The organism is Granulimonas faecalis (assembly GCF_022834715.1).
Lineage (GTDB): Bacteria > Actinomycetota > Coriobacteriia > Coriobacteriales > Atopobiaceae > Granulimonas > Granulimonas faecalis.
This window is the reverse complement of the sequence record NZ_BQKC01000001.1, coordinates 110,439-132,864: the sequence shown is the minus strand read 5'-3', so window position 1 is coordinate 132,864 and position 22,426 is coordinate 110,439. Positions and strand designations below refer to the sequence as shown.

At 67.7% G+C, this 22,426-nt stretch carries 20 protein-coding genes and 1 tRNA gene; 4 read left to right on the top strand and 17 right to left on the bottom strand.

The features are described 5' to 3' along the window. Positions 1-159 precede the first annotated feature (159 nt). The 5 genes from OR600_RS00610 to OR600_RS00590 form a co-directional block, all read right to left on the bottom strand. A complete protein-coding gene (locus tag OR600_RS00610) occupies positions 160-1,932 on the bottom strand; it encodes a [FeFe] hydrogenase, group A (protein WP_135977972.1) in 1,773 nt (590 codons plus the stop codon). Continuing rightward, positions 1,926-3,749: an NAD(P)-binding protein gene (locus OR600_RS00605; RefSeq protein ID WP_265590447.1), complete on the bottom strand. Its 1,824-nt coding sequence runs from the start codon at positions 3,747-3,749 to the stop codon at positions 1,926-1,928. The genes OR600_RS00610 and OR600_RS00605 overlap by 7 nt, the downstream gene beginning before the upstream one ends. 250 nt (positions 3,750-3,999) lie before the next feature. Then, a complete protein-coding gene (locus tag OR600_RS00600) occupies positions 4,000-4,614 on the bottom strand; it encodes a hypothetical protein (protein ID WP_251173385.1) in 615 nt (204 codons plus the stop codon). 127 nt (positions 4,615-4,741) lie between these two features. Further along, positions 4,742-6,145: an asparagine--tRNA ligase gene (gene asnS / locus OR600_RS00595; protein ID WP_265590446.1), complete on the bottom strand. Its 1,404-nt coding sequence runs from the start codon at positions 6,143-6,145 to the stop codon at positions 4,742-4,744. Positions 6,146-6,296: 151 nt separating this feature from the next. Further along, entirely contained in the window at positions 6,297-7,319 is a 1,023-nt protein-coding gene (locus OR600_RS00590) for a Gfo/Idh/MocA family oxidoreductase (RefSeq protein WP_265590445.1), read from the bottom strand. Positions 7,320-7,537: 218 nt separating this feature from the next. On the opposite strand from OR600_RS00590, the gene OR600_RS00585 reads away from it, so the two are divergent. After that, the gene (locus OR600_RS00585) at positions 7,538-8,023 is read left to right on the top strand and encodes a hypothetical protein (RefSeq protein WP_204406553.1); all 486 of its coding nucleotides are present in this window, start codon (positions 7,538-7,540) and stop codon (positions 8,021-8,023) included. Between the two features lie 121 nt (positions 8,024-8,144). Then, a complete protein-coding gene (gene yfcE / locus OR600_RS00580; protein WP_251173382.1) occupies positions 8,145-8,669 on the top strand; it encodes a phosphodiesterase in 525 nt (174 codons plus the stop codon). Between the two features lie 222 nt (positions 8,670-8,891). On the opposite strand, the gene OR600_RS00575 is transcribed toward yfcE, so the two are convergent. Both OR600_RS00575 and OR600_RS00570 read right to left on the bottom strand, forming a co-directional pair. After that, the gene (locus tag OR600_RS00575) at positions 8,892-9,446 is read right to left on the bottom strand and encodes a LemA family protein (RefSeq protein ID WP_135977965.1); all 555 of its coding nucleotides are present in this window, start codon (positions 9,444-9,446) and stop codon (positions 8,892-8,894) included. Between the two features lie 59 nt (positions 9,447-9,505). Further along, positions 9,506-9,595 (bottom strand) — tRNA-Ser (locus OR600_RS00570). Positions 9,596-9,647: 52 nt separating this feature from the next. Between OR600_RS00570 and tadA the strand changes: the two genes are divergently transcribed. Beyond that, positions 9,648-10,214, top strand: a complete 567-nt coding sequence (gene tadA, locus OR600_RS00565; protein WP_239654448.1) for a tRNA adenosine(34) deaminase TadA — start codon at positions 9,648-9,650, stop codon at positions 10,212-10,214. Positions 10,215-10,230: 16 nt separating this feature from the next. Here the strand turns inward: tadA and OR600_RS00560 are convergent, their stop codons facing one another. From OR600_RS00560 to OR600_RS00540, 6 genes are all read right to left on the bottom strand, one after another. Then, positions 10,231-11,343 carry an ATP-binding protein gene (locus tag OR600_RS00560; RefSeq protein ID WP_265590444.1) on the bottom strand — a complete coding sequence of 371 codons (1,113 nt, stop codon included), beginning with the start codon at positions 11,341-11,343 and terminating at the stop codon, positions 10,231-10,233. Next, positions 11,340-12,029 carry a response regulator transcription factor gene (locus OR600_RS09940; protein ID WP_373871638.1) on the bottom strand — a complete coding sequence of 230 codons (690 nt, stop codon included), beginning with the start codon at positions 12,027-12,029 and terminating at the stop codon, positions 11,340-11,342. Before OR600_RS09940 ends, OR600_RS00560 begins: the two co-directional genes overlap by 4 nt. 446 nt (positions 12,030-12,475) lie before the next feature. After that, positions 12,476-13,765 carry a class I SAM-dependent rRNA methyltransferase gene (locus OR600_RS00555; RefSeq protein WP_265590443.1) on the bottom strand — a complete coding sequence of 430 codons (1,290 nt, stop codon included), beginning with the start codon at positions 13,763-13,765 and terminating at the stop codon, positions 12,476-12,478. 114 nt (positions 13,766-13,879) lie between these two features. Next, positions 13,880-15,151, bottom strand: coding sequence for a DEAD/DEAH box helicase (locus tag OR600_RS00550; RefSeq protein ID WP_135977961.1), 1,272 nt, complete (start codon positions 15,149-15,151; stop codon positions 13,880-13,882). A gap of 150 nt (positions 15,152-15,301) precedes the next feature. After that, the gene (locus OR600_RS00545) at positions 15,302-15,760 is read right to left on the bottom strand and encodes a hypothetical protein (protein ID WP_135977960.1); all 459 of its coding nucleotides are present in this window, start codon (positions 15,758-15,760) and stop codon (positions 15,302-15,304) included. A gap of 15 nt (positions 15,761-15,775) precedes the next feature. Beyond that, positions 15,776-16,150, bottom strand: coding sequence for a hypothetical protein (locus tag OR600_RS00540; RefSeq protein ID WP_265590442.1), 375 nt, complete (start codon positions 16,148-16,150; stop codon positions 15,776-15,778). 263 nt (positions 16,151-16,413) lie between these two features. On the opposite strand from OR600_RS00540, the gene OR600_RS00535 reads away from it, so the two are divergent. Then, positions 16,414-17,388 (top strand): homoserine O-succinyltransferase, encoded by a 975-nt coding sequence (locus OR600_RS00535; RefSeq protein ID WP_135977958.1) that lies wholly within the window; start codon positions 16,414-16,416, stop codon positions 17,386-17,388. 180 nt (positions 17,389-17,568) lie between these two features. Here OR600_RS00535 and OR600_RS00530 read toward each other — a convergent pair whose 3' ends face one another. The 4 genes from OR600_RS00530 to OR600_RS00515 all read right to left on the bottom strand — a co-directional run bounded on the left by OR600_RS00530 (position 17,569) and on the right by OR600_RS00515 (position 22,417). Further along, complete coding sequence (locus OR600_RS00530; protein ID WP_135977957.1) at positions 17,569-18,237, bottom strand: transaldolase family protein; 669 nt, start codon at positions 18,235-18,237, stop codon at positions 17,569-17,571. Positions 18,238-18,340: 103 nt separating this feature from the next. Next, complete coding sequence (locus OR600_RS00525) at positions 18,341-19,201, bottom strand: radical SAM protein (protein WP_265590441.1); 861 nt, start codon at positions 19,199-19,201, stop codon at positions 18,341-18,343. Further along, a complete protein-coding gene (locus OR600_RS00520) occupies positions 19,191-21,485 on the bottom strand; it encodes a formate C-acetyltransferase/glycerol dehydratase family glycyl radical enzyme (protein WP_265590440.1) in 2,295 nt (764 codons plus the stop codon). The genes OR600_RS00525 and OR600_RS00520 overlap by 11 nt, the downstream gene beginning before the upstream one ends. Positions 21,486-21,661: 176 nt before the next feature. Beyond that, positions 21,662-22,417, bottom strand: a complete 756-nt coding sequence (locus tag OR600_RS00515; protein WP_265590439.1) for a DeoR/GlpR family DNA-binding transcription regulator — start codon at positions 22,415-22,417, stop codon at positions 21,662-21,664. Between the last annotated feature and the right edge of the window lie 9 nt (positions 22,418-22,426).

Sequence of the window (22,426 nt, the reverse complement as noted above, 5' to 3'; positions counted from 1 at the left end):
TGTTCAGGTGTGCAAAATCCACCCCCGAACACGTTCAGGTGCCGGAGGGGGTGTCCTCAACCGTGTTCAGGTGCGGAGGGGGGTGCGGGAAGACAGGAAGCGGCCCCCGCACCGGGTGCGGGGGCCGCCGCTCGGTCGTCGCGCCTGTGCCTACGAGGCCTACACCTCGTTGGGCATCTTCCACGCGTGGTGGTCGGTGTGGAGCAGCTCGTGGGAGCGGTGGCTCAGAGGCTCGCCGAAGTAGTCTCGGTAGGCGGCCTGCACCTGCGGGTTCTCGTGGGACTTCCGCAGGGGCATGGCACGGTCCAGGCCCCAGAGCACGTCGCCGCGCTCGTCGGCCAGCTCGCAGCCGTCATGGATGGGCTGTCCGCCGCCGCCTGCGCAGCCGCCGGGGCAGGCCATGACCTCCACAAAGTGGTAGCTCGCCTCGCCCGCCTCCACGGCCTCGATGAGCCGCTCGGCGTTGGACAGGCCGCTCACCACGGCCACCGACAGGGGCATGCCGCCCATGTCGAACACAGCCTCCTTCCAGCCGTCCATGCCGCGGACGTCCGAGAAGGCGTCGGCGTCGGCCTCCTCGCCCGTGGTGAGGGCATGGGCCGTGCGCAGGGCAGCCTCCATGACGCCGCCGGTGGCGCCGAAGATCACGCCGGCACCGGTGAAGGTACCCAGGGGCTGGTCGAGCTCGCCCTCGGGCAGCGACGCCACATCGATGCATGCCGCCCGGAACATGCGGTCCATCTCGCGGGTGGTGAGCGAGACATCCACGTCGGGGTCGCCACAGGCGTCGTTCATGGGCCCGTAGGCCACCTCGGCCTTCTTGGCCAGGCACGGCATGACCTCCACGGAGAAGATCCTGTGGGGGTCGAGCCCGGCGTTCTCGGCAAACCAGCTCTTGGTGACGGCACCGAACATCTGCCCCGGCGACTTGGCCGTGGACAGCTGGTCCACGAGCTCCGGGTGGTGGGCCTTGGCGTAGCGCACCCAGCCGGGGCAGCAGCTCGTGAACATGGGGAAGCGCGGGGCGTCCGGGTGGTCCGGCCCTAGCTCAAGCGCCTCGGCCACCTTGGCGAGGAGCTCGCTGCCCTCCTCCATGATGGTGAGGTCGGCGCTCCAACTGGTGTCGAAGACGTAGTCGACGCCGACCTCGCGCAGCGCGGCGGCCATCCGCTCGATGGTGGCCTCCCCGTGGGAGAGGCCGAGCGACTCGCCCCAGGCCGCGCGCACGGCCGGGGCCACCTGCACCACCACGGTGGTGTCGGGGTCGGCGATGGCATCGAAGACGCGCTCGGTGTCGTCGCGCTCGCGCAGGGCGCCCGTGGGGCAGTGGGTCACGCACTGGCCGCAGAGAGTGCAGTCGGTCTGCTCGATGGGGGCGCCGCCGGCCACGCCCACGCAGGTGTGGCTGCTGCGGTTGGTGAGGTCCCACACACCCGTGTTCTGCACCTTGTCGCACACCTGGATGCAGCGCAGGCAGTGGATGCACTTGTCGGCGTCGCGGATGAGCGGGAAGTCCTGGTTCCACGGGGTGCAGGTGAGCTCCTTCCTGTAGGGGAGCTCCGAGATGCCGAACTGGTTGGCCAGCGACTGCAGCGAGCAGTTGCCCGAGCGCACGCAGCTCGTGCAGGTGGAGTCGTGGCGGGAGAGCAGGAACTCCAGGTTGGCCTTGCGGGCGGCGCGCACGCGGGGGCTGTTGGTGCGCACGGTCATGCCGTCGAGGGCCACGTTGTTGCAGGAGGCCACGAGCTGCTCGGTGCCCTCGATCTCGACCAGGCAGACGCGGCAGGCGCCGATCTCGTTGAGGTCCTTGAGGTAGCAGAGCGTGGGCACTTGGGCGCCGGCGGCCTGGGCGGCCTCGAGGATGGTGGAGCCGTCGGGCACCTCCACCGCACGGCCGTCGACGGTCACGGTCACGGTCTTGGTCCCTACCATTGGTCGATCCTCCCTCCGCGGAACGCGCCGAAGCCGAAGTGGTCGCAGCGCAGGCAGCGCCCGGCCTCTTGGTGGGCCTCCTCGGCCGTGAGGCCGTGCTCCACCAGGTCGAAGTCGCCGATGCGGTCGCTCGCCTCGCGCTCGGTCATCTCGCAGCGGGCGCAGCTGGTCTTGCCCTTGAACTGCACGTGGGGCAGCTCGACGTCGAAGCCCACGGTGTGGTTGAAGCCGAGGTGGTTGTCGATGTTGCCCGCGGCCACCTTGCCGGCGTTGACGGCGCGGATGACCGTGGCCGGGCCGCTCTGGCAGTCGCCGCCGGCGAACACACCGGGGAAGCCCTCGATGGAGCCGTCCTCGGCGGCCTGGATGCGGCCCCACTTGCAGGGGATGCCCTGCTCGGCGAAGGTGTCGCTCTGGATGGCCTGGCCGATGGCCACGGCCACGACGTCGCAGGGGACGAGCACCTCGGACGCCTCGGCGGCGCGGGGCGCGGGGCGGCCGCGCTTGAGGCCGCCGATGATCTGGGGCTGCACCACCACGCCGGCCACATGGCCGGAGGCGTCGCACTCGATGCGCACGGGCGCGTTGAGCTCGAGGAGCTCGCACCCCTCGGCCTGGGCGCCGGCGATCTCCTCGTCCTGAGCCGTCATGTCGGCCACGCGGCGGCGGTAGACGATGGTGACCTTCTCGGCGCCGCAGCGCACGGCGGAGCGGGCCACGTCCATGGCCACGTTGCCGCCGCCGATGACGGCCACGCGCTTGCCGGTGAAGTCGGGGGCCTCGCCGTCGCCCACGGCCCGGAGCATCTCCACGGCGCTGATCACGCCCGGGGAGTCCTCGCCGGGAAGGCCCAAGCGGTTGTCGCCGTGGGCACCGATGGCCAGGTAGACCGCGTCGAAACCGTCGCGCAGGGGGCGCAGGTCGTCGATGGGGCACTCGAGCTCCACCTTGATGCCGCAGTCGAGGATCCACTGAATCTCGCCGTCGAGCAGGTCGTGGGGCAGGCGGTAGTTGGGGATGCCGTAGCGCAGCATGCCGCCCAGGTGCTTGCGGGCCTCGAAGATGGTGACGTCGTGGCCCATGATGGCCAGGTAGTAGGCCGCCGAGAGACCAGCGGGGCCGCCGCCCACCACGGCCACGCGCTTGCCGGTGGCGGGCGCGGTCCAGGGGCGGTAGTCGCTCTCCATGTGGTCCACGGCAAAGCGCTTGAGGCCGCGGATGTTCATGGGGTCGTCCACCATGCCGCGGCGGCAGTACATCTCGCAGGGATGCTCACACACGTAGCCGCACACGAGGGGCAGCGGGTTGTCCTTGCGGATGAGGCGCACGGCGTCGGTGTAGCGGCCGGCCTCCACGAGGCTGATGTAGCCGGGGATGTCCACGCCGGCCGGGCAGCCGGAAACGCAGGGCACGAGCTCAGACTGCTTGAAGCCGCAGACGTGGTTCTCCACGTGGCTCCTGAAGTCATCCGCGAAGCCCTGGACGGCCGTGAGGGCCATGGCCCCGGCCTCGTAGCCGATGGCACAGTCGGCCGACAGGTAGATGCTGCGCGCGGTGCGCTCGATGAGGTCGAGGGTCGCCGGGGTGGCGCGGTTCTCGAGCACCTCGTCGAACAGGTCGTGCAACGCGTTGAGGCCCACACGGCAAGGGGTGCACTTGCCGCAGCTCTGGGTCGCGCACATGGCGATGTAGGCGGCGGTGAACTCAACGGGGCACGGGGCCAGCGAGCTCACCGACAGCCGCCCTTCGAGGGCGCGGTGCAGGCCGTCCATGACGGCCTGGGCCTCGCTCCTCTCCATGACGTGCAGTCGTGCCATTCCTGCTCCTCTCTGGGGATGCGTGCGACTGACATTTCAGTAGCACGCACCATCATAGACCAAGCGAGCCTGAAAGCATCGACGGGGCAGGGTGCGTGTGACGGAGGTGCCCGGTGTGACAGAGGTGCCTGGCCCATCTGTCACTTCGCCTATCAAAAGAATGATGGAGCCCGGGGCGGTCCGAGCGGCAAGGTGGGACAAAAGTGCCCGAGTGATGGGACAAAAGTGTCCGGGTGGTGGGACAGGGGCGTCAGGAGGCGTGGGGCCCCAGGCGGTCGAGGAGCCGCTGCAGCGGCGAGGGGCACCAGCCCTCCCCGTGGCCCGGGCGTGGCGCCTCGTGAAGGGCCTCCGACACGGCGGGGTCGGTGAGGCGCAGGACCAGGGCGTAGGTGTAGCCGGCGGAGCCGGAGAGGGCCCAGACGTACCAGCTCAGGCCCGATGTGAGCAGCAGGAACGAGAAGATGTCGCGCGCGACGTCGGAGGCGAGGTCGTCCAGCACCTCGTCCCAGGGGAGCACCCCGTCGAGGGCCACGTGGAACGCGACGCCGCACACGAAGACCAGCAGCCATCCGAGCGCGTAGCTCCAGCCGCGGCGCACCTCCACGGTGCGGCGGCCGCGGCGGTCGCGGTCGCCGGTGCGCCGCACGCGCACGTGGGTGGTCTGGAACCAGCCGATGGCCATGCCCACGGGCACCGCCAGGAAGACCCACGGCCACTGGGCGGGGTCGTGGACGAGCGTGACCACGGCCATGACGAGGGAGTACGTGGGGATGCCCACCTGGGCGAGGCGAGACGCCGGCTTGTACCCGAACGACTCGGACACCACGTAGAGGACGCCTATGACGAGGACGACGAGGAAGAGCACGGTGCCTCCTGGGACGACGCGGCCAGCGGGAGGTACCTACCCCCATACGGGGGCGCCGACCCGCCGTGGGACGGGTCGGCGCCGGAGCGTCCGTGAATCGCGGGGCAGGGGCCGAACTCCGTGGGGCCTAGAAGTCGGCGTTGCCCACGGTGCGGGGGTGCGGCAGGACGTCGCGGATGTTGTCGATGCCGGTGAGGTACATCACCAGGCGCTCGAAACCCAGGCCGAAGCCCGCGTGCTCGCAGGTGCCGTAGCGGCGGAGGTCCAGGTAGTAGCGGTACTGCTCGGGATCCATGCCCAGCTCCTCGATGCGGGCCTGGAGCAGCTCCAGGCGCTCCTCGCGCTGGGAGCCGCCGATGATCTCGCCGATGCCCGGCACGAGGCAGTCCACCGCGGCCACGGTCCTGCCGTCGTCGTTGGCGCGCATGTAGAAGGCCTTGATCTCACGCGGGTAGTCGGTGACGAAGGTCGGGCGGCGGAAGTGCTCCTCGGTGAGGTAGCGCTCGTGCTCGGTCTGGAGGTCGATGCCCCAGCTCACCGGGTACTCGAACGCGTGGCCGGCGGCCTGGGCCTCCTCGAGGATGCTCACGGCCTCGGTGTAGGTGACCCGGGCGAAGTCGGAGGAGGCCACGTGCTCCAGGCGCTCGCGCAGGCCCTTGTCCACGAACTTGTTGAACATCTCCATCTCGTCGGGGCAGGAGTCCACGACCTCGCGGATGACGTACTTGAGCATGGCCTCGGCCACCTCCATGTCGCCCTCGAGGTCGCAGAAGGCCATCTCCGGCTCGATCATCCAGAACTCGGCGGCATGGCGGCGGGTGTTGGAGTTCTCGGCACGGAAGGTGGGGCCGAAGGTGTAGACGTCGCCGAAGCTCATGGCAAAGTTCTCGGCCTGGAGCTGGCCCGACACCGTGAGGTTGGTGGCCTTGCCGAAGAAGTCCTGGCTCCAGTCGACCTCGCCCGACTCCGTGCGGGGCGGGTTGTCCACGTCGAGGGTGGTGACGCGGAACATCTCGCCGGCGCCCTCGGCGTCACTGGCCGTGATGATGGGGGTGGTCACGTACACGAAGCCGCGCTCCTGGAAGAAGCGGTGGATGGCGAAGGCCGCCACCGAGCGCACGCGGAACACGGCGCGGAAAAGGTTGGTGCGGCTGCGCAGGTGCTGGTGGGTGCGGAGGAACTCGCGGGTGGCGCGCTTCTTCTGCATGGGGTAGTCGGGCGCGCTCTCGCCCAGCACGGTGATGGAGGTGGCCTTGAGCTCAAAGGGCTGCGGGCGGTCGGGGGTGAGGGCCACGACGCCGCTGACGAGCAGGGCCGAGCCGGTGCCGCATGCCGCGACCTCGGCGTAGTTGCCCACCTCGCCCACGTTCATGACCACCTGGAGATCCTTGAAGCAGCTGCCGTCGTTGAGGGTGACGAAGCCGAAGTTCTTCATGTCGCGCACCGAGCGGGTCCACCCGGCCACGGTGACGTCATGGTCGGCGAAGGCTTGGGGGTCGGCGTAGATCCGGGCGATGGTTGTCCTCTTCATGGGCGGCCTTTCTGGCGTGACGTGCGGGTTTCACGGCCCCCATTGTAGGACGGCGCCGCACGGCGGGCCGGCGCGCGTGCGGCGGGCGGCGCGGGCCCTTCTGGGCCGGGGACAGCGCCGGAGGCCGGCGGCGAGCAGCCCCGCGAGCCCCCTACTCCCCCACGCGCACGGGACACCCCTCGCGGAGCGACCGGATGGCGCTCTCCACCAGCATGAGGGCCATCTTGCCGTCGTGGCCCGCGACCTCGGGCTCCGTGCCGTCGTGGACGCAGCGCACGAAGGCTGCGTCCTCCTCCATGTAGGCTGCCGAGAAGAGCGTGCGCCACGTGGGCATGGAGTCCTCCACCAGCTGGCCGTCGCCGCGGGCGAGCACCACGCTGTTGACCTGCTGCGTGCCCACGGACAGGTGGTCCGTGGTTCCGAGCACCTCCGCGCGGGCGTCGTAGCCGTAGCGCACGTACTGGGAGCCCTCCACCATGCCGAGCGCGCCGTTCTCGAACTCGAGGAGGCAGGCGGCGGTGTCGTAGTAGTCGGGGTACGCGGCGGCCACCTCGGGGCTGCGGAAGTTGTGGCCCACGGCGTGCACCCACGCGACCTCGGAGCCGGCGAGCCAGCGCAGGGTGTCGAAGTCGTGGCTGTTGACCTCGGCGAGGGGGCCGCCGCTGCGGGAGACGTCGTACATCCGGTCCTGGGGCTCGCTGGGGCCGTGGGTGAGCGACTTCACGAGGGTGGGCTCGCCCGCCTCGCCGGCGTCCAGCAGCTCCTTCATGCGGCGGAAGCCCGGGTCGAACCGCCGCATGAAGCCGATCTGCAGCTTTACCCCGGCGGTCTCGCACGCGGCGATCATCTCGTCGCACTGCGCGGGGCTCGCGGCCATGGGCTTCTCGCAGAGCACATGCTTGCCGGCCGCGGCGGCGGCCGGCACGACGTCGCGGTGGGCGTCCGTGGGCGTGACCACCACGACGGCGTCCACGGCCGGGTCCTCCAGGGCGTCCTCGTAGCGCTCGTAGCATGCGGGGTAGCCGAGCTCCTCCGCGGCCTCGCGCAGGCGGTCGGGCGCCGGGTCGCAGATGGCGGCCAGGCGGGCGCCCGAGACGGAACCCTTGAACGAGTGGGCGTGGATCATGCCGGCGCGGCCGCAGCCGATGACGCAGATCCCGAGGGCGCGGTCCATGGGGGCTCCTTTCGCACGGGGGTCGAGGCGGGGTGCCTGCAATGTGTCCCTTAGTAATGGCACGGCGGTACAATAGGCAGACGGTTTTCTGACAATCCGCGGACCGGGCGTCCGGCGCAGACGGGATAAAGGGGTTCCTTGCCGATGGCTGAATGCCGGGCGGGGTACACAACGCACGTCTGCTACGACCTAACGGGCCCCGTGCAAAAGGAGTCGCCATGAACGCCCAAGTCACCCGCAACCGCATCAACGAGCGGCTGCTCACTATCATCGCCTTCATCTTCGCCGCCGCCTACGTGCTGTACTGCGCCATCTTCTGGGGCGGCCAGATCGCGGGCGGCAACGACGTGGCCGTCCTGGCCGTCTACATCCTCATGCCGCACCTAATCGCCACCGTGGTGGCCTTCGTTCTCACCGCCCTGGCCCTGTTCCTGGGCAAGAGCTGGTGGAACCTGGCCGCCGGCATCGTCTACATCGTGGCCATCTGCTGCTTCCCGGCCTACTGGTTCTTCCTCGTCGTGCCCTGCGTGCTGTCGTTCTTTGCCTTCTGGCACATGCATCGGCAGGAGAAGACGGCCGCCCCGCAGTTCCAAGAAGCGCTCGACCAGGAGCTCGACGCCCAGTCCGTGGACTCCCCCAACAAGGCCATGGAGGAGCTCGCAGACGAGGCGGACGCCCGGTCCGAGGCCGGATCCGACAAGTAGCGCCGGTCGCGCGACCCCTCCCGCAACCGATGGGGTACCGAGAAGCGATGGGCTTCTCGGTACCTTTTTTGTGGCGGCCGGGTGCGACAATGGGGTCAGCCACCGCGACCTAGGAGCGTCCATGAAGTACCTCATCGCCAGCGACATCCACGGCTCCGCCTACTGGTGCGGCCGCCTGATGGAGCGCGTCGAGGCCGAGCGGCCCGACAAGATCCTGATCCTCGGCGACGTCCTCTACCACGGACCGCGCAACGCGCTGCCCCGCGACTACGACCCCAAGGGCGTCATCGCCATGCTCAACCCCCTCGCGCCTGCCATCGTGGCCGTGCGCGGCAACTGCGAGGCCGAGGTGGACCAGATGGTCCTCGACTTCCCCTGCATGGCCGACTACGCCGAGATCGTCGACCCGGGCGGCCGCACCCTCTGGCTCACCCACGGCCACCTGTGGAACCCCGGCAACCTGCCGCCGCTGCAACCGGGCAGCGCCTTCCTCTACGGCCACACCCACGTGAAGGTGCTCGAGGAGGTCGAGGGCGGCGTCACGGTCTTCAACCCGGGCAGCGTGTCGATCCCCAAGGATGGCAGCCACTCCTTTGGCGTCTACGAGAACGGCAGGTTCCGCCTCGAGCTGCTCGAGGAGGGGTAGGAAGCGGGCGGCCCCTCGTTCGGTGAGTGGGCACAGGCCGCTCGATGAGCGCTTTTCCGCACACGGAAGCTTCGGTGAGCGGCCGATCCGCTCACCGAAGGGGCCGACGCCACTCACTGAAGAGCCACCTGCATGCGCCAGCCCACGCCGCCGCATGGCAGCCAAGAGAAAAGGGCCCCTCCGCGGAGGGGCCCTTCGTCATGGCGGGATGTGGCGGCGGTCCTAGAACCTGACCTCGGGGGCGTCGCGCACGGAGTCGTCCGCGACGTTGAAGCCGTCCTTGGCCGTGAAGTGGCCGACGCCCGCCACGAGGTTGCCGGGGAAGGTCTGGATGGCCGTGTTGTAGAGGTAGACGCAGTCGTTGTACGACTGGCGCGCGTAGACGATGCGGTTCTCGGTCTCGTCCAGCTGCTGCTGGAGGTTGATGAAGTTGGCCGACGCCTTGAGGTCGGGGTAGCCCTCGGCCACGGCGAAGAGCTGGCGCAGGGCCCCGGTGAGCATGTCGCTCGCCTCCATGGCGGCTTGCGGGTCGGGGGCGGCCGCCACGGCGGCGCGGGCCTCGGTCACGGCCTCGAAGGTGCCGCTCTCGTGCTTGGCGTAGCCCTTGACGGCCTCGACGAGGTTGGGGATGAGGTCGTTGCGGCGCTGCAGGTTGGCGTCGATGTTCTGCCAAGCGTTGTCCACGCGGTTGCGCTTCTGGACGATGCCGTTGTAGATGGAGATGCAGGCGACCACCAGCACGACCACGATGACGAGAATGACGATGACGGCGACCATGGTTGCTCCTTCCGGAGGGTGACGACGGGCCACGCTCGCGGCCCGGCGGAACTCGTACCTGGCGGGGAGAGGGGGATTCGAACCCCCGGGACGTTTGCGCGCCCGGCGGTTTTCAAGACCGCTGCATTCGACCGCTCTGCCATCTCCCCGGGTCCTGTTATCCTACCGCATATCCCCAAGATTCAAACCGAAAGGCGGCCGGTGGACGTTTCTGCAGCTCAGGCCCAAGACGAGAGGTTCATGGCCCTGGCCTTGGGCGAGGCGGCGAAGGCCGCCGAGGAGGGCGAGGTGCCCATCGGCGCCGTGGTGGTGTGCGACGGCGAGGTCGTGGCGGCAGCCCACAACCGCCGAGAGACCGACCGCGACCCCAGCGCCCACGCGGAGTTCTCGGCCATGGTGGCCGCCGCGCAGGCCCTGGACCGCTGGCGGCTCACCGGCTGCACCGTGTACGTGACCCTGGAGCCCTGCCTCATGTGCGCCGGCCTCATGGTGAACGCGCGAGTGGACCGCTGCGTCTTTGGCGCCCCCGACCCCAAGGGCGGGGCCGTGGGGACCCTCTACGACGTGAGCGGCGATGCGCGCCTCAACCACGCGTTCGAGGTCTGTGGCGGCGTGCTGGAGGAGGAGTGCGCCGGGATGCTGCGGGAGTTCTTCCGCGCACGGCGGCGGGCGGCGAAGGAGGCGCGGCGGGACGCGGCAAAGGCCGCAAGCACGCTCGTCTCGGCACTCGCGGACCCTGCGACTGACGGCGCACCCCCCTCCGCCTGAAAGCAGAGACGAGGGGTTAAGGACAGAGAGTAATCTTCACCCGAACGCGACCATCCTCCTTGCTGACGTCAAAAGCTCCTCCTTGCTGCTCGACGAGCAACGCAGCAAGGTCGAGCCCAAGCCCGTAGCCCTCGGGCATAGTCGCCGTGTCGTCCAGCGCCGCTGCAAGGGAAAGTGCGCCACCCTCCCAAGAGGCCACTACAGAAGAGCAGCCCCCTCCTTCCAATATATTAAATAGAGCAATGATATAATCCTCATCACAGATAGCTGTAGCCTCATCGGGCACCGACTTTTGTTCTATCCTGACGCCCTCTAAATGAGGAGCGACGGCATCGAGCAAGTCGCATACCTTTCGCCGATTCAAATCCGGACCAACGGCACCCTCCTCCACCAGTGCTTTTTGCAATACCTGGTTTGCCATGGCCGCGGCACGGCGAACCTCATCCGATATGGCCGCCACAGCCTCGTCCCGATTCACTACGCCGTCTTCAAGGCCATCTGCACACCCTTGAATCACGGCCAAAGGCGCCTTCATCGAATGGGATGCCCGCGAAAACGCATGCCTCGCGCGGTCGCGCTCCCCCGCCAGCGCGCCTCGGGCCTGCCTGCAGGCGTGGCGCACAGCAAGGGACGCAAGGGCAGCCATAGCAGCCAAGACTGCTGTGGATGCACGGACGGCAAAAACGGGAAAGGTGGTATCCACCCAACATGCCCACAGGCCGCCGGTCTCAAAAGAGAAAAGGTCGCCGTCGAACGCGTAGTACCAGCCGCTCACCAAGCCATCTTCGTAAGGCCTTATCTCGTCCATGACGAGGGTGCCCGCCTCTTGGTCATGGAGGATATGGGAGAACAGGTTCACTTGGAGCATGCCGGCCGAGTCCGGCCCGCTATAGGTAATGTCGGTTACAGGCCCCATGTGGTAAGGCGGATAGCCCAGGCCCAAAACCGCGGTATTTTGCGCCGCCATAAGGGAGCGTCGAGCCTGTACGTTAACAAGCCCAGTCGCCAACAGCGCATAAAGGAGCACGATAACAGCGGCCACGAACGGCGTCCATCGGGCCAAATCCATGAGACGGTCCAGAGAAGACCGTGTTTTTGGGGAGACCTGATTGCTTCGATTCGACTTCATTGGGCATCCCTTTCATCTGACCCCTCCAAGCAAAAACCCCTTCCCCACAAAGTGCAAACCTGCACAGCGGACCCGGCATCCTCCAAAGCCCGACGAAGGCGTCGCACAGACTCATCCATCGCATGGGAGCTGCCGGCCCTAGAGCCCCAGACTGCAGAAGCTAGGTGCTCACGGGTCTTTGCACTCCCGTCGTTTGACATGAGGACAAGCAGCAGTCTCCGTTCCCGCGGGGCCAAGAGAAGCCGCACCCCTCGGCACAGGAAATCCCCGGTGACGGGGTCCACCCTCAGATCGCCGTAGGAAAGGCTAGCCGTCGCCGGACCCTGTGCCGCACGCCGAAGCAACGCATCCACATGGGAAACAAGCACCATGGGGCGGAACGGCTTGGACAAAAAGAGGTCCGCACCGGTAGCAATTGCCTGAGTGCAGTCGAGGTCGGCGCTCCGAGCGGTAAGTACCACAAGTGGAACTGAAGAGCGTTCGCGAACGCGACCTATGACCGTCAGACCATCCATTCCGGGCAGCCCCAAGTCAAGGAGAACGAGGTCGCAAGGTACCGTCCCTATGGATTCAATGAGCTCCTCCCCAGTGGAGAGGAGCCGCACATCATGGCCCGCCCGCGCAAGATAGCGGCCAACGAGGGAGGCCAACCGCACTTCGTCTTCCACATAGAGGACGGATGCCATGGTGGCCCCCTTCGTTGAACCGTTATTCATCAATCGACTTTAATTACTATGTTTTATAATTACATTTCACAGTAGGTGTCCAAGACCTCTTCGAGACGCGCGCGGCGCATCTCTGCAGCCTCTGACACCTTGGGGCAGGGGAGAAGGGCCCCTGCCGCAGCAAGGGAAAGAATCTGGAGAAACTCGCGCCTCCCGTACCTCGAAAGCGCCAACCGCTCACTCAAACCGCCACTGGACATCTTGCATCTCCCTTCTTTGATTGGACGTGTTCTAATTATTTACGGCCAGTCCTTTCAGCAGCATCACGGATCTCCCACGGCTGGACCACCGCTGGCCTGAAGGCGATTAAGGGTGCCCTCAATCGATTTCAGGCGCAGGTCAGACGCAGAATCAGGTAGAGGGATGACCTGGCACAGAGAGCTGGAGACAGAGGCGGGCGCGGAGCCCTACACCACCTGGAAGATCAGGAAGTCCAGGTAGTGGGTCTCGGGGATGCCCCAGACGATGGGGTGGTCGGGGGCCTGCTGGCGCTCCTCCACCTGGCGGAGTTGCACGTTGGCGTCGTGGGCCGCCTGGGCGACGGCATCCTTGAGGCGGTCGGCGTCCATGAAGTGGGAGCAGCTGCACGTGGCCAGGTAGCCGCCGCGGGGCAGCAGGCGCAGGGCTTGGTTGTTGATCTCGCGGTAACCGCGGGCGGCGGCGGACACGTTCTTGCGGCTCTTGGTGAAGGCCGGCGGGTCCAAAACAATGAGGTCGAAGGGGCCGCCCTCCTCGGTGCGGCGGCGCTTGTCGGCGATGAGGGCGTCCAGGTACTCGAAGACGTTGGCGCAGGTGAAGCCCATGACGTCCTCGAGGCCGTTCAGACGGGCATTGGCGGCGGCCAGGTCGCACGCCGCCTGCGATATGTCCACGCAGCGCACAAAAGCCGCCCCTCCCGCCGCGGCGTTGAGACCGAACGGGCCCACATGGGAGAAGCAGTCGAGCACGCGGCGGCCGGCCGCGATGTCGCGGACCGCGCGGCGGTTGTACTTCTGGTCGAGGAAGAAGCCCGTCTTCTGGGAGTGCACGAGGTCAAGGGCGTAAGCGACGCCGTTCTCGCGCGCCACCACGGAGGGCTCGCCGGGGTCGCAGGCACCGGGCTCGGGCCACCAGCCGGTGTAGGACGGCAGCCCCTCCTTGGCACGGCTGGCGATGTCGTTGCGCTCGTAGATGCCGCGGATGGCCTGGCCGCGGCCGCGAAGGGTGTCGAGGAGCGCGGGGCACACCGTGGGGCGGAGGCGCTCCATGCCCACAGTGCCCACCTGCGAGACGAGCACGTCCTCATAGCGGTCCACCGTAAGGCCCGGGAAGCCGTCCGCCTCGGAGAAGACCACGCGGCAGCAGTTGGTGTCGGGCTCTGCGCCGGGGAGGGCCCGGGCGCCCATGACGCACTCGCGGTAGTCCCAGGCCCAGGCAGCCTTGCGGCGCCAGAAGGCGTCGTCCACGCGGTCGTTGGCGTTGCGGGTGACCAGCCGCACGCGGATCTTGCTCTGCTCGGAAAGCAGACCCGTGCCAAGATAGGTGCCCTTCTCCTCGCGCACGTCCACCACACAGCCGTTGGTGGCCGCCTCCCCGGTGGCCGGCGACGGCTCCAGGGAGCGGACCTCTCCCTCGAAGACCCAGGGGTGTCCCGCCGAGATGGCCCGGGCGGCCTTCTTGGTGACGACCGCCTGGGGGTATGGGCGCAGCTGCTTCATGGTTCCTCCGGGGTCGCGGGCCGCGCGCGGCAAACACCGCGGGCAGGACAATCAGATTCTCAAGAGGCTAAGTGACAGATGGGCCAGGCACCGCTGTCACATCCGACGTGGCCGCTACGAGTGGCGGCCGAACCGCCCACCCGAGGGGCCGCGTCCGCGGGACCGGGAGCCCGAGAACATCGTGCGCCGGGGCTTCACCGTGGAGCGGCGGGGGTTGGGCACGATGCGCCCGGCGGCATATTCGAAACCCTCGAGGTCGGCCACCGGCACGAGCTTCTTCGTGAAGTACTCGATCTCGCGCAGGGGGCTGATCTCGTCGGGGGCCACAAAGGTGTAGGCGTGGCCCGTGGCGCCGGCGCGGCCCGTGCGGCCGATGCGGTGCACGTAGTCCTCCGGGTCCAACGGCACGTCGTAGTTGACCACGGCGTCGATGCCCGAGACGTCGATGCCGCGGCTCATGACATCGGTGGCCACGAGGATGCGCACGCGCCCGTCGCGGAAGCGCTCCAACGCGCGCTCACGGGCCTTCTGGGGGCGGTCGGCGTGCATGACGTCCACCTTGAAGCCGGCGTTCTTGAGGGAGCGCTCCAGCTGGTCAACTCGCGCCTTGGTGCGGCAGAACACGAGCACCCGCTCGAAGTCGTCGCGGCGCACGAGCTCCTCCAGAAGCGGCGTCTTCTGGCCCTGGACCACGGGCATGAGGGCCTCCTCCACCGTGGCGGCCGTCTCGCCCACCCGGGCGATCTCGATGACGTCGGGGTCGTGGAGCAGCGCGTTCACCGTCGACGAGATGGACGGCGGGAGGGTGGCCGAGAAGAGCAGCGTCTGCTTCTCCTCGGGCAGCGCGTGGATGATGCGGCGGACGCTGGGCCAGAAGCCCATGTCGAGCATGCGGTCGGCCTCGTCGAGGACGAGCACCTCCACGGCGTCGAGGTCCACGAGCCTGCGCTCCATGAGGTCGATGAGGCGCCCCGGGGTGGCCACGAGCAGGTCGCAGCCCTTCTCGAGCTTCTTGAGCTGGCTCTCGAACCGCGCCCCGCCCATGACGATGACGGCGTGCTGGCCGGTCTTGCCGCACACCACCGAGGCGACGTCCTCGATCTGCTGGGCCAGCTCGCGCGTGGGGGTGACCACGAGGGCCTGGGGCGCCGTGGCACCGGCGGGGCGTTTATCGGCTTGGGCGCTCTGGGCGATACGCTGGAGCACCGGCAACACGAAGGCGGCCGTCTTGCCCGTGCCGGTCTGGGCGGAGGCCACGACGTCGTGACCTGCAAGAACGCAGGGGATAGCGTCGGCTTGCACAGGGGTGGGCTGGGTGAAACCGAGGGCGTCGACGCCCGAGAGAATCTGCTCTGTGAGCCCGAGCTCGGCAAATGAAGTAGACATGTTCTCCAGTATGGGACAAACGCGCCGCAGCCACGCGCGAGACCAGCCAATTTGCACGAGGGCTGCCCACGGCACACGGGTCGGTACGGCAGGACGAAAAGCCCGCCGCCCAGGACAGTGGGCGGCGGGCTTAAAATCACTCGCTTGCACCTAGTGTTCTACAGCCGGCTCCTCCATGGCATCCAGATGCGTCTGAAGGTCAACAGCACATATGCGAAGCGCCGTGGAATACCTCTCGTTCTCTTGGCCCGAAGAGACCTCGACCAAAGCCCAAGACAAGGGTTCTAGGCATTCCAAATCAATGGAGTTGCCGCGCGCATCGGTGACCAACGTGGAGCCATCCACCATGAAGACCCTGAAGGGCTCCTCGTCCTCCGGGATGGGGTCGTGGGTCAATACTCGCGGGTCTTCGAGCACGATGCGCCCGTTTCCCACATGAGTGACGCGGCCTTTGAACTGCGCGACGCCCGGAGCACACTCGTTAGCAGGAGACTGGGTGACAAACTGGGGCGCATTGCTCGCAAGCGCCACCGTCGCTGCCCCAAGGAGAAGGAGCGAACCGAAGCCAAAAAGAAGCAGCGCACGCGACCTTGCACCATTGCGCTTCATGGTATCCCTCCCAACTTAAGGAAGAAGGCACTTCGTCTCGGTGTGCACACTTCCGTCTGCGAAGGTGTACCGAATAGTGAAGTCATGGCGAGCCCCACCATCAACCGCCCTGTAACTCACGGAATAGTTCTGGGAGGATGTGGGCTGGGTGGTCACCTGATAGGACAAAATCCCGCTGATTTTGTCCGACAAGATAGTGTAGGTAACCCAAATGCGAGCACCACAGTTGTAATAGAGCGTCTGGGTTGCCTGCATGGTGGGGCGCCTAGCAGGAGATTCCTGAGCAAAGGGGGCGATGGCCTCAGAGGCCATCGCAGGAGTGACGACAAAAGTGCCGCAACAGAGCGCCGCGGCAGCCAACAAGGGGAGGATCAGAATCCTTTTCTTCATTATTCTCTCCTTTTCATAATGCATAAACCATCGGAGAATGCTTACGACCTCCTCTCTTAGCTATCAGCTAATTATCCTTCTTCTACCTCATTTATAGCATTATTTCTTACCGTTAGTCCTTTAAAATAGGACTGAATATTATTTTTTGGCAAACAACCCGCAAGGCCCGATCTCCCACAATCGGTAAGAGCCGCAAGTCCGGAGGCGCACCTGATAGCATGGGTCCCTGTCAACCAACGTTCAGCCAGAGCGCCGGAGGTCCCATGCCCATCAAAGTCGCCGACGGCCTGCCCGCCAAGGAGATCCTGCGGCAGGAGCGCATCTTCGCCCTGGAGGAGGAGGTCGCCTCCAACCAGGACATCCGCCCGCTGCGCGTGGTCATCCTCAACCTCATGCCTACCAAGGTGGAGACGGAGACCCAGATCCTGCGGCTCATCTCCAAGAGCCCGCTGCAGGTGGACGTCGACTTCATGCGCGTCTCCAGCCACGAGTCCACCCATGTGAGCCAGGACCACCTGGTGAAGTTCTACGAGACGTTCGACGCCTTCCGCGACGGCTACTACGACGGCCTCGTGATCACCGGCGCGCCCGTGGAGCAGATGGCCTTCGAGGATGTGGACTACTGGGACGAGCTCTGCAAGATCATGGACTGGGCCCAGACACACGTGTTCTCCACCATGTACCTGTGCTGGGGCGCCATGGCCGGCCTCTACCACCTGCACGGCGTGCCCAAGCGCCTGCTGGGGGCCAAGCTCTTCGGCGTGTTCCCGCAGCGCCTGTGCGACGAGTACAACTTCCTCACCAACGGGTTCGACGAGGTGCACAACATGCCCCACTCGCGCCACGCCACGAGCGACCCCAACGCCATCGAGGCCGACCCGTCCCTGCAGGTGCTCTCCCGCGGCTTCACGAGCGGCCCGGCCCTCGTGGCCACGCCCCACTTCTTCGAGGTGTACGTGCTCGGGCACTTTGAGTACGGCCGCGACACCCTGGCCGGCGAGTACTGGCGCGACTTCAAGGCGGGGCTGCCCATCCAGCTGCCGGAGAACTACTTCCCCGACGACGACCCGGAGCGCCAGCCGATCTTCACCTGGCGCGCCCACGCCAACCTGCTGTGGCGCAACTGGCTCAACTACGTCTACCAGATGACGCCCTACGAGCTGGAGACGATGCCTGCGGTCAAGGCCCAACTGGCCGAGCAGGCCGCAGCCGAGCACGGCGTGCCCGCCAAGCTGTGACGTGACGAGGGGACGACGGCACCTGTCGCCCCACCCACCCGCACGGCGCATCTCCGTACCCGACGCACGGTCGAGGGGCCCCGACGCTTCGGCGCGTCGGGGCCCCTCGACATCAAACCCTTGTGGGACACAAGTGCCCGACCATTGGGACAGAAGTGTCCGACCGGTGGGACAGAGCGGCTAGGCCAGCAGGGTCTTGCGGCCGTAGGCGGCGTCCCAGTTGCGGGTGAACTCGTCCACGGCCATGGGGGTGCTGGGGATGTCGAGCATGTTCCAGGCCACGTCCACGGGGACGGTCACGGCCTCGATGCCGTTCTCGAGCAGCTCGTTGACCTGCTCCACGTTCTTGAACGAGGCGGCCACGATGCGGGTGTCCATGCGGGCCTGGTCGAGCATGGCCTGCAGGCGCACGACCTCGCCCACGCCGTCGCCCAGGTTGCACATGCGGTTGACGTAGGGAGCCAGGTAGTCGGCGCCGTTCTTGGCGGCCATGAAGCCCTGGCTGGCGGAGTAGATGGCGGTGGCCAGGACCCCCAGGCCCTCGGCCTTGCAGGCCTTGATGGCGCGCATGCCCTCGTGGGTCACCGGGATCTTGACGTAGGTGTTCTCGGGGCGCAGGGCGCAGATGTAGCGGGCCTCGGCCATGATGCCGTCGAAGTCCGTGGATACCACCTGGATGAACAGCTTCTGCTCGGGCGCCAGCACCTCGAGCATGCCGTCGCGGACCTCCTCGAAGGTCTTACCGCTCCGGGTGATGATGGTGGGGTTGGTGGTCACGCCGTCGACGGTGTAGACCTCGTTGAGCTCGCGGATGGCGTCGATGTCGGCGGTGTCGAGGATGAGTTCCATGGTCTTCCCTTTCTGGTCCCGGCCTGGGTTTTCTACACTGGCCTTATGATAGCTGTTTACGAACGAAACGATTATATGCTACGAACAGATATATATACCAGCCTCACTCCCCACGGACGCGGGCGTCCAGGCCGCGGGCGCGGGCCTCGTCGACCACCCAGGCGACGTCGGCCTCGGAGAGCTGTGAGACGTTCCCCATGGCGTAGTCGAGCCCCAGGGAGTCGTACTTGGCGCTGCCGAGCTGGTGGAACGGCAGCACGTCCACGCGGGTGAGACCGGCGGCCCCCACAGCGTCGAGGTTGGCGGCCACGTTCTCCGGGGAGTCCGTGTGGCCGGGGACGATGGGCATCCGGGCCACGACGTCGGCGCCGAGCCCCCGGAGGTGCGCCAGGTTGCGGTCGCGCACCTCCGGGTCGATGCGGCAGACCCCGACGGAGCGGTCGCGGTCGGCCACCTTGAAGTCCACGAGCCAGCGGTCGCACACGGCGGCCAGCCCCGCGGGGTCCGCCATGGGCAGGGCCAGGGTGGTCTCGACGGCGGTCCCGAGGCCCTCGGCCTTGGCCCGCCCGAGGAGCGCCCGCACGAAGGGCTGCCAGAGCAGCGCCTCGCCGCCGGAGACCGTGAGCCCTCCCCCGCTCTCCTCGTAGAAGGCCGCGTCGCGCAGCACCCGGTCCATGACGTCGTCCACGGAGAGCTCCTCGCCGAGGAGCGTCTTGGCGCCGGTGGGGCAGTCCTCGGGCGCCATGGCGCAGAGGCCGCCCGGCTCGCGGCGGGAGCACCCCATGCACAGCCGCTCCTTGAAGGAGACCTCCGGGGCGGCCGAGAGGTTCTCGGGGTTGCAGCACCATGGGCACGTGAAGGGGCAGCCCTTGAGGAACACGGTGGTGCGGATGCCGCCGCCGTCGTGGAGCGAGTAGCGCTGCACGTTGGTGACGCAGGCCGTCTGCCCGGCCCTAGAGGACATGCTCGCTCCGGTTGATGATGTCGTCCTGGATGCCGCGGGCGAGCTCCACGAACATGGCCGAGTAGCCGGCCACGCGCACCACGAGGTCCCCGTGGTCCTCGGGGTGCTCCTGGGCGTCGAGGAGCGTGGCCCTGTCCACCACGTTGAACTGGATGTGCTGGACCTTGAGGCGGTTGAAGGCGCGCAGGTAGGCGCAGAGCCTCTCGACGCCGTCGTCGCCGGCCAGCGTGGCGGGCGAGAACTTGACGTTCAGGAGGCTGCCGTTGGAGTCGAGGGTGTTGTCGAGCTTGGCCACGGAGCGCAGCGACGCGGTGGGGCCCTCCTTGTCGCGGCCCACCATGGGCGAGAGACCGCCGTCGGCCAGCTGCTCGTGGGCGCAACGGCCGTCGGGGGTGGCGCCGCAGGCCTCGCCCAGCGGGATGTGGGCCGAGACGGTGTAGCTGCCGGGCTGGAAGCGGCCGCCGCGGGGGTTGTCGTACCGCACGACCTCGTGGCCGTAGTGGGAGAGCAGGCGCTCGCCGATGAGGTCGACCTCGTCGACATCGTTGCCGTACTTGGCGAAGCGGTTGACGAAGCGCTGGCGCCAGACCTCGTCGCCCTCGCCGGACCAGTCGCGGTCGAGCATGGCGTAGAGATCGCCCCAGGAGAGCAGGCCCTGCTCGATGACGGCCTGCTTCATGACCAGCAGGGAGTCGGCCAGGTTGGCGGTGCCCACGCCCTGCACGCCGGAGGGGTTGTAGCGCGCGCCGCCGGCGGTGATGTCGGCGCCCTTCTCCATGGCGTCGCGGACGGCGCAGGACAAAAGCGGGGTGGGGCTGGTCTCTCGGTGGGCGAGGTCGCAGACGTTGCACCCCTCCACCATGAGGGCCACGTAGCGGTCGATGACGGCCTCCACGGCGGAGACGAGCCCCTCGAAGGTGTCGAAGCCCTCCGGGTGCTCGGCCAGGGCGATCTCCATGCAGCGCACCATGTTGAACATCGAGATGTCGTGCAGGCCGTACATGCGGCCGGGGATGGACAGCTCCACGCAGCCCACCACGCCGTAGTCGCGGGCGTCCTCGAGGGAGACGCCGCGGTTGACGAACGACAGGATGTTGGCGTCGTCGGAGAAGACCTGCGGCATGCCGTCGCCCAGACGGATCACCTCGGCGGCGGTGCGGAGCAGGCGCGCCGGGGTGGTGGAGTGGATGCGCAGTGAGAGGTTGGGCTGGGGCAGGCGGGTGTCGTTCTGTACGTCCAACAGCAGCTCGGAGAGCTCGTTGGAGCAGTCGCGGCCGGTCTCGTCGACGCCGCCTACCACGATGTTGAAGCCGGAGGGGAAGCCGGCGAAGAACTTGGCGCTCTCGGTGCTGCGCACGAACACGACGGTGTTGCACTTGAGGTAGAAGTCCTGGATGAGCTCGCGGATGAACGCGGGGTCGGCGCCGGCGTCCCGGGAGGCGCGGTAGAGGGGCCAGAGGTACTGGTCCACGCGGCCCAGCGAGATGGAGCTGGCGTTGGACTCGTGCTCGAATACGAGCTCGGCGAGCCACAGCGCCTGCAGGCCCTCGTAGAAGTCGCGGGCCGGGCCCTCGGCCAGGTGGTCGAGCATGGCGGCCATGCGGGAAAGTTCCCCGGCTCGGGCGGGCCCGGCCGTGGCGGCCAGGGCCCGGCAGGCCTCGGCGTAGCGGCGGATGTAGGCCACGGTGCCCTCGAGCACAATCACGGCCGCCTGGTAGAACCCGTTCCCCGGATCGGCGGCCAGGTGCCCGCGGGCCTCGGCGAGGAGCGCGCCCCAGCCGCGGGTGATGACGGCCTCGAAGTCAGGGATGATGTGGCCCTGGCCCTTGTCGGTCTGGGCCACGGCGAACACGCGGGTCCTCTGGGCCTCGACCACCTCGGCGGGCACATGGGCGCGGTACCAGTCGTTGAGGCTGCGGCCACACCAGAAGGGATAGAGGACGTCGCGGTAGTAGGCCTTGTCCTCCTCGGTGATGGAGAAGCGGTCCTGCGGGCGGGTGCCGAACTCGTCGAGCTCGTCGAGGATCCAGTAGGGGCTCATCTCGGGCGAGACCACGCCGGCGCGGGGCACGCGGGTGCGGTTGCCGGCGAGCAGGTCGTGGTCGTCGATCACGACCTCATGGTTCTCCAGCAGATGGACGAGGGCGCGGGCGCGGCGCAGGATGGCGGGCTGGCCCTCGGTCTCGCCGTAGCTCTCCATATAGAGGGTGGCGCGCTCGAGGTCGATGGGGCGCTCCTGTGCGAAGAGACTGTCCTTGATGGCCTGGGTGCGCTGGGTGAGCATGGCGTCCTCCCTGATGGGGTTATTACTTGCTATTACTTTATCCTATTCTGTCGTGGTATCTACAAGAACAAGACAGACTGAATGACTCCACAGCACCTCCACCGATGGAGGCCCATCTGGGGGCCGGGTCGGCGCCGCGGGCCCCGGCCCGGCAACGGGCCCGCATCCGGCGCCGCTCAGAGCACCGTCGCCCCGGCCTCCTCCAGCGACTCCACCAGCGCCGGGGTCGCGGGGGCCGTGATCACCGCGGCGAAGTCGCGGACGTTGCCGTAGGCGTACGTGCCCCAGGCGCCGAACTTCTCGGCATCGGCCACCAGGTAGGCCTCGCGCGAGCGCTCGAGGGCGCACCGCTTCACGATGCCGTCGTCGGCGTCGAACGTGAGGACGTCGCCCGACGCCGCGTCCACGCCCAGCGCGGCGATGAACGCGCGGTCGAACCGCAGCGGCCCCAGCGCCTCCACGGTGCGCGCCCCCACGAAGCCGTTGAGCTCCCGGTTGACCGTGCCCCCGGTGCCCACGGCCGTGACCAGCGGATTCGCGGCGAGGATCTGGAGGATGTCGATCATGGTCGACACCACCTGGCAGCGGGTGTCCCCGGCCGCCAGGAGCTGCGCCAGGTAGTGGTTGGTGGACGAGACGTCGAGGAACACCGTGTCGCCGGGCTCGATGAGGCCGTAGGCCCGCTCGGCGATGGCGCGCTTGGCGTCCGCGTTGATGTCCACGCGGTTGAGCACCACACGCTCGAGGGGCGCCTCCGGGCGTATGGCACCGCCGTAGACCTTCTTGGCACGCCCCTCCTCCACCAGCTGCTTGAGGTCCTTGCGGATGCAGTCCTCGCTCACGTCGAAGCGCGCCGCGAGGTCGGCCACGGCCACGCGGCCCTGCTCGGCGATGAGGTCGGCGATGGCGTTCTGCCGCTCCTGGAGAAACACCGGGCACCC

Excerpts from the sequence above, each read along its gene's own strand:
- OR600_RS09940 (WP_373871638.1), bottom strand. The coding sequence starts at position 12,029 with ATGGCATCCGTCCTCTATGTGGAAGACGAAGTGCGGTTGGCCTCCCTC.
- OR600_RS00525 (WP_265590441.1), bottom strand. The coding sequence starts at position 19,201 with ATGTCCTCTAGGGCCGGGCAGACGGCCTGCGTCACCAACGTGCAGCGC.
- OR600_RS00575 (WP_135977965.1), bottom strand. The coding sequence starts at position 9,446 with ATGGTCGCCGTCATCGTCATTCTCGTCATCGTGGTCGTGCTGGTGGTC.
- OR600_RS00590 (WP_265590445.1), bottom strand. The coding sequence starts at position 7,319 with ATGGACCGCGCCCTCGGGATCTGCGTCATCGGCTGCGGCCGCGCCGGC.
- OR600_RS00585 (WP_204406553.1), top strand. The coding sequence starts at position 7,538 with ATGAACGCCCAAGTCACCCGCAACCGCATCAACGAGCGGCTGCTCACT.
- OR600_RS00530 (WP_135977957.1), bottom strand. The coding sequence starts at position 18,237 with ATGGAACTCATCCTCGACACCGCCGACATCGACGCCATCCGCGAGCTC.
- yfcE (WP_251173382.1), top strand. The coding sequence starts at position 8,145 with ATGAAGTACCTCATCGCCAGCGACATCCACGGCTCCGCCTACTGGTGC.
- asnS (WP_265590446.1), bottom strand. The coding sequence starts at position 6,145 with ATGAAGAGGACAACCATCGCCCGGATCTACGCCGACCCCCAAGCCTTC.
- OR600_RS00540 (WP_265590442.1), bottom strand. The coding sequence starts at position 16,150 with ATGAAGAAAAGGATTCTGATCCTCCCCTTGTTGGCTGCCGCGGCGCTC.
- OR600_RS00535 (WP_135977958.1), top strand. The coding sequence starts at position 16,414 with ATGCCCATCAAAGTCGCCGACGGCCTGCCCGCCAAGGAGATCCTGCGG.
- OR600_RS00545 (WP_135977960.1), bottom strand. The coding sequence starts at position 15,760 with ATGAAGCGCAATGGTGCAAGGTCGCGTGCGCTGCTTCTTTTTGGCTTC.
- OR600_RS00610 (WP_135977972.1), bottom strand. The coding sequence starts at position 1,932 with ATGGTAGGGACCAAGACCGTGACCGTGACCGTCGACGGCCGTGCGGTG.
- OR600_RS00560 (WP_265590444.1), bottom strand. The coding sequence starts at position 11,343 with ATGAAGTCGAATCGAAGCAATCAGGTCTCCCCAAAAACACGGTCTTCT.
- OR600_RS00555 (WP_265590443.1), bottom strand. The coding sequence starts at position 13,765 with ATGAAGCAGCTGCGCCCATACCCCCAGGCGGTCGTCACCAAGAAGGCC.
- OR600_RS00550 (WP_135977961.1), bottom strand. The coding sequence starts at position 15,151 with ATGTCTACTTCATTTGCCGAGCTCGGGCTCACAGAGCAGATTCTCTCG.
- OR600_RS00520 (WP_265590440.1), bottom strand. The coding sequence starts at position 21,485 with ATGCTCACCCAGCGCACCCAGGCCATCAAGGACAGTCTCTTCGCACAG.
- OR600_RS00605 (WP_265590447.1), bottom strand. The coding sequence starts at position 3,749 with ATGGCACGACTGCACGTCATGGAGAGGAGCGAGGCCCAGGCCGTCATG.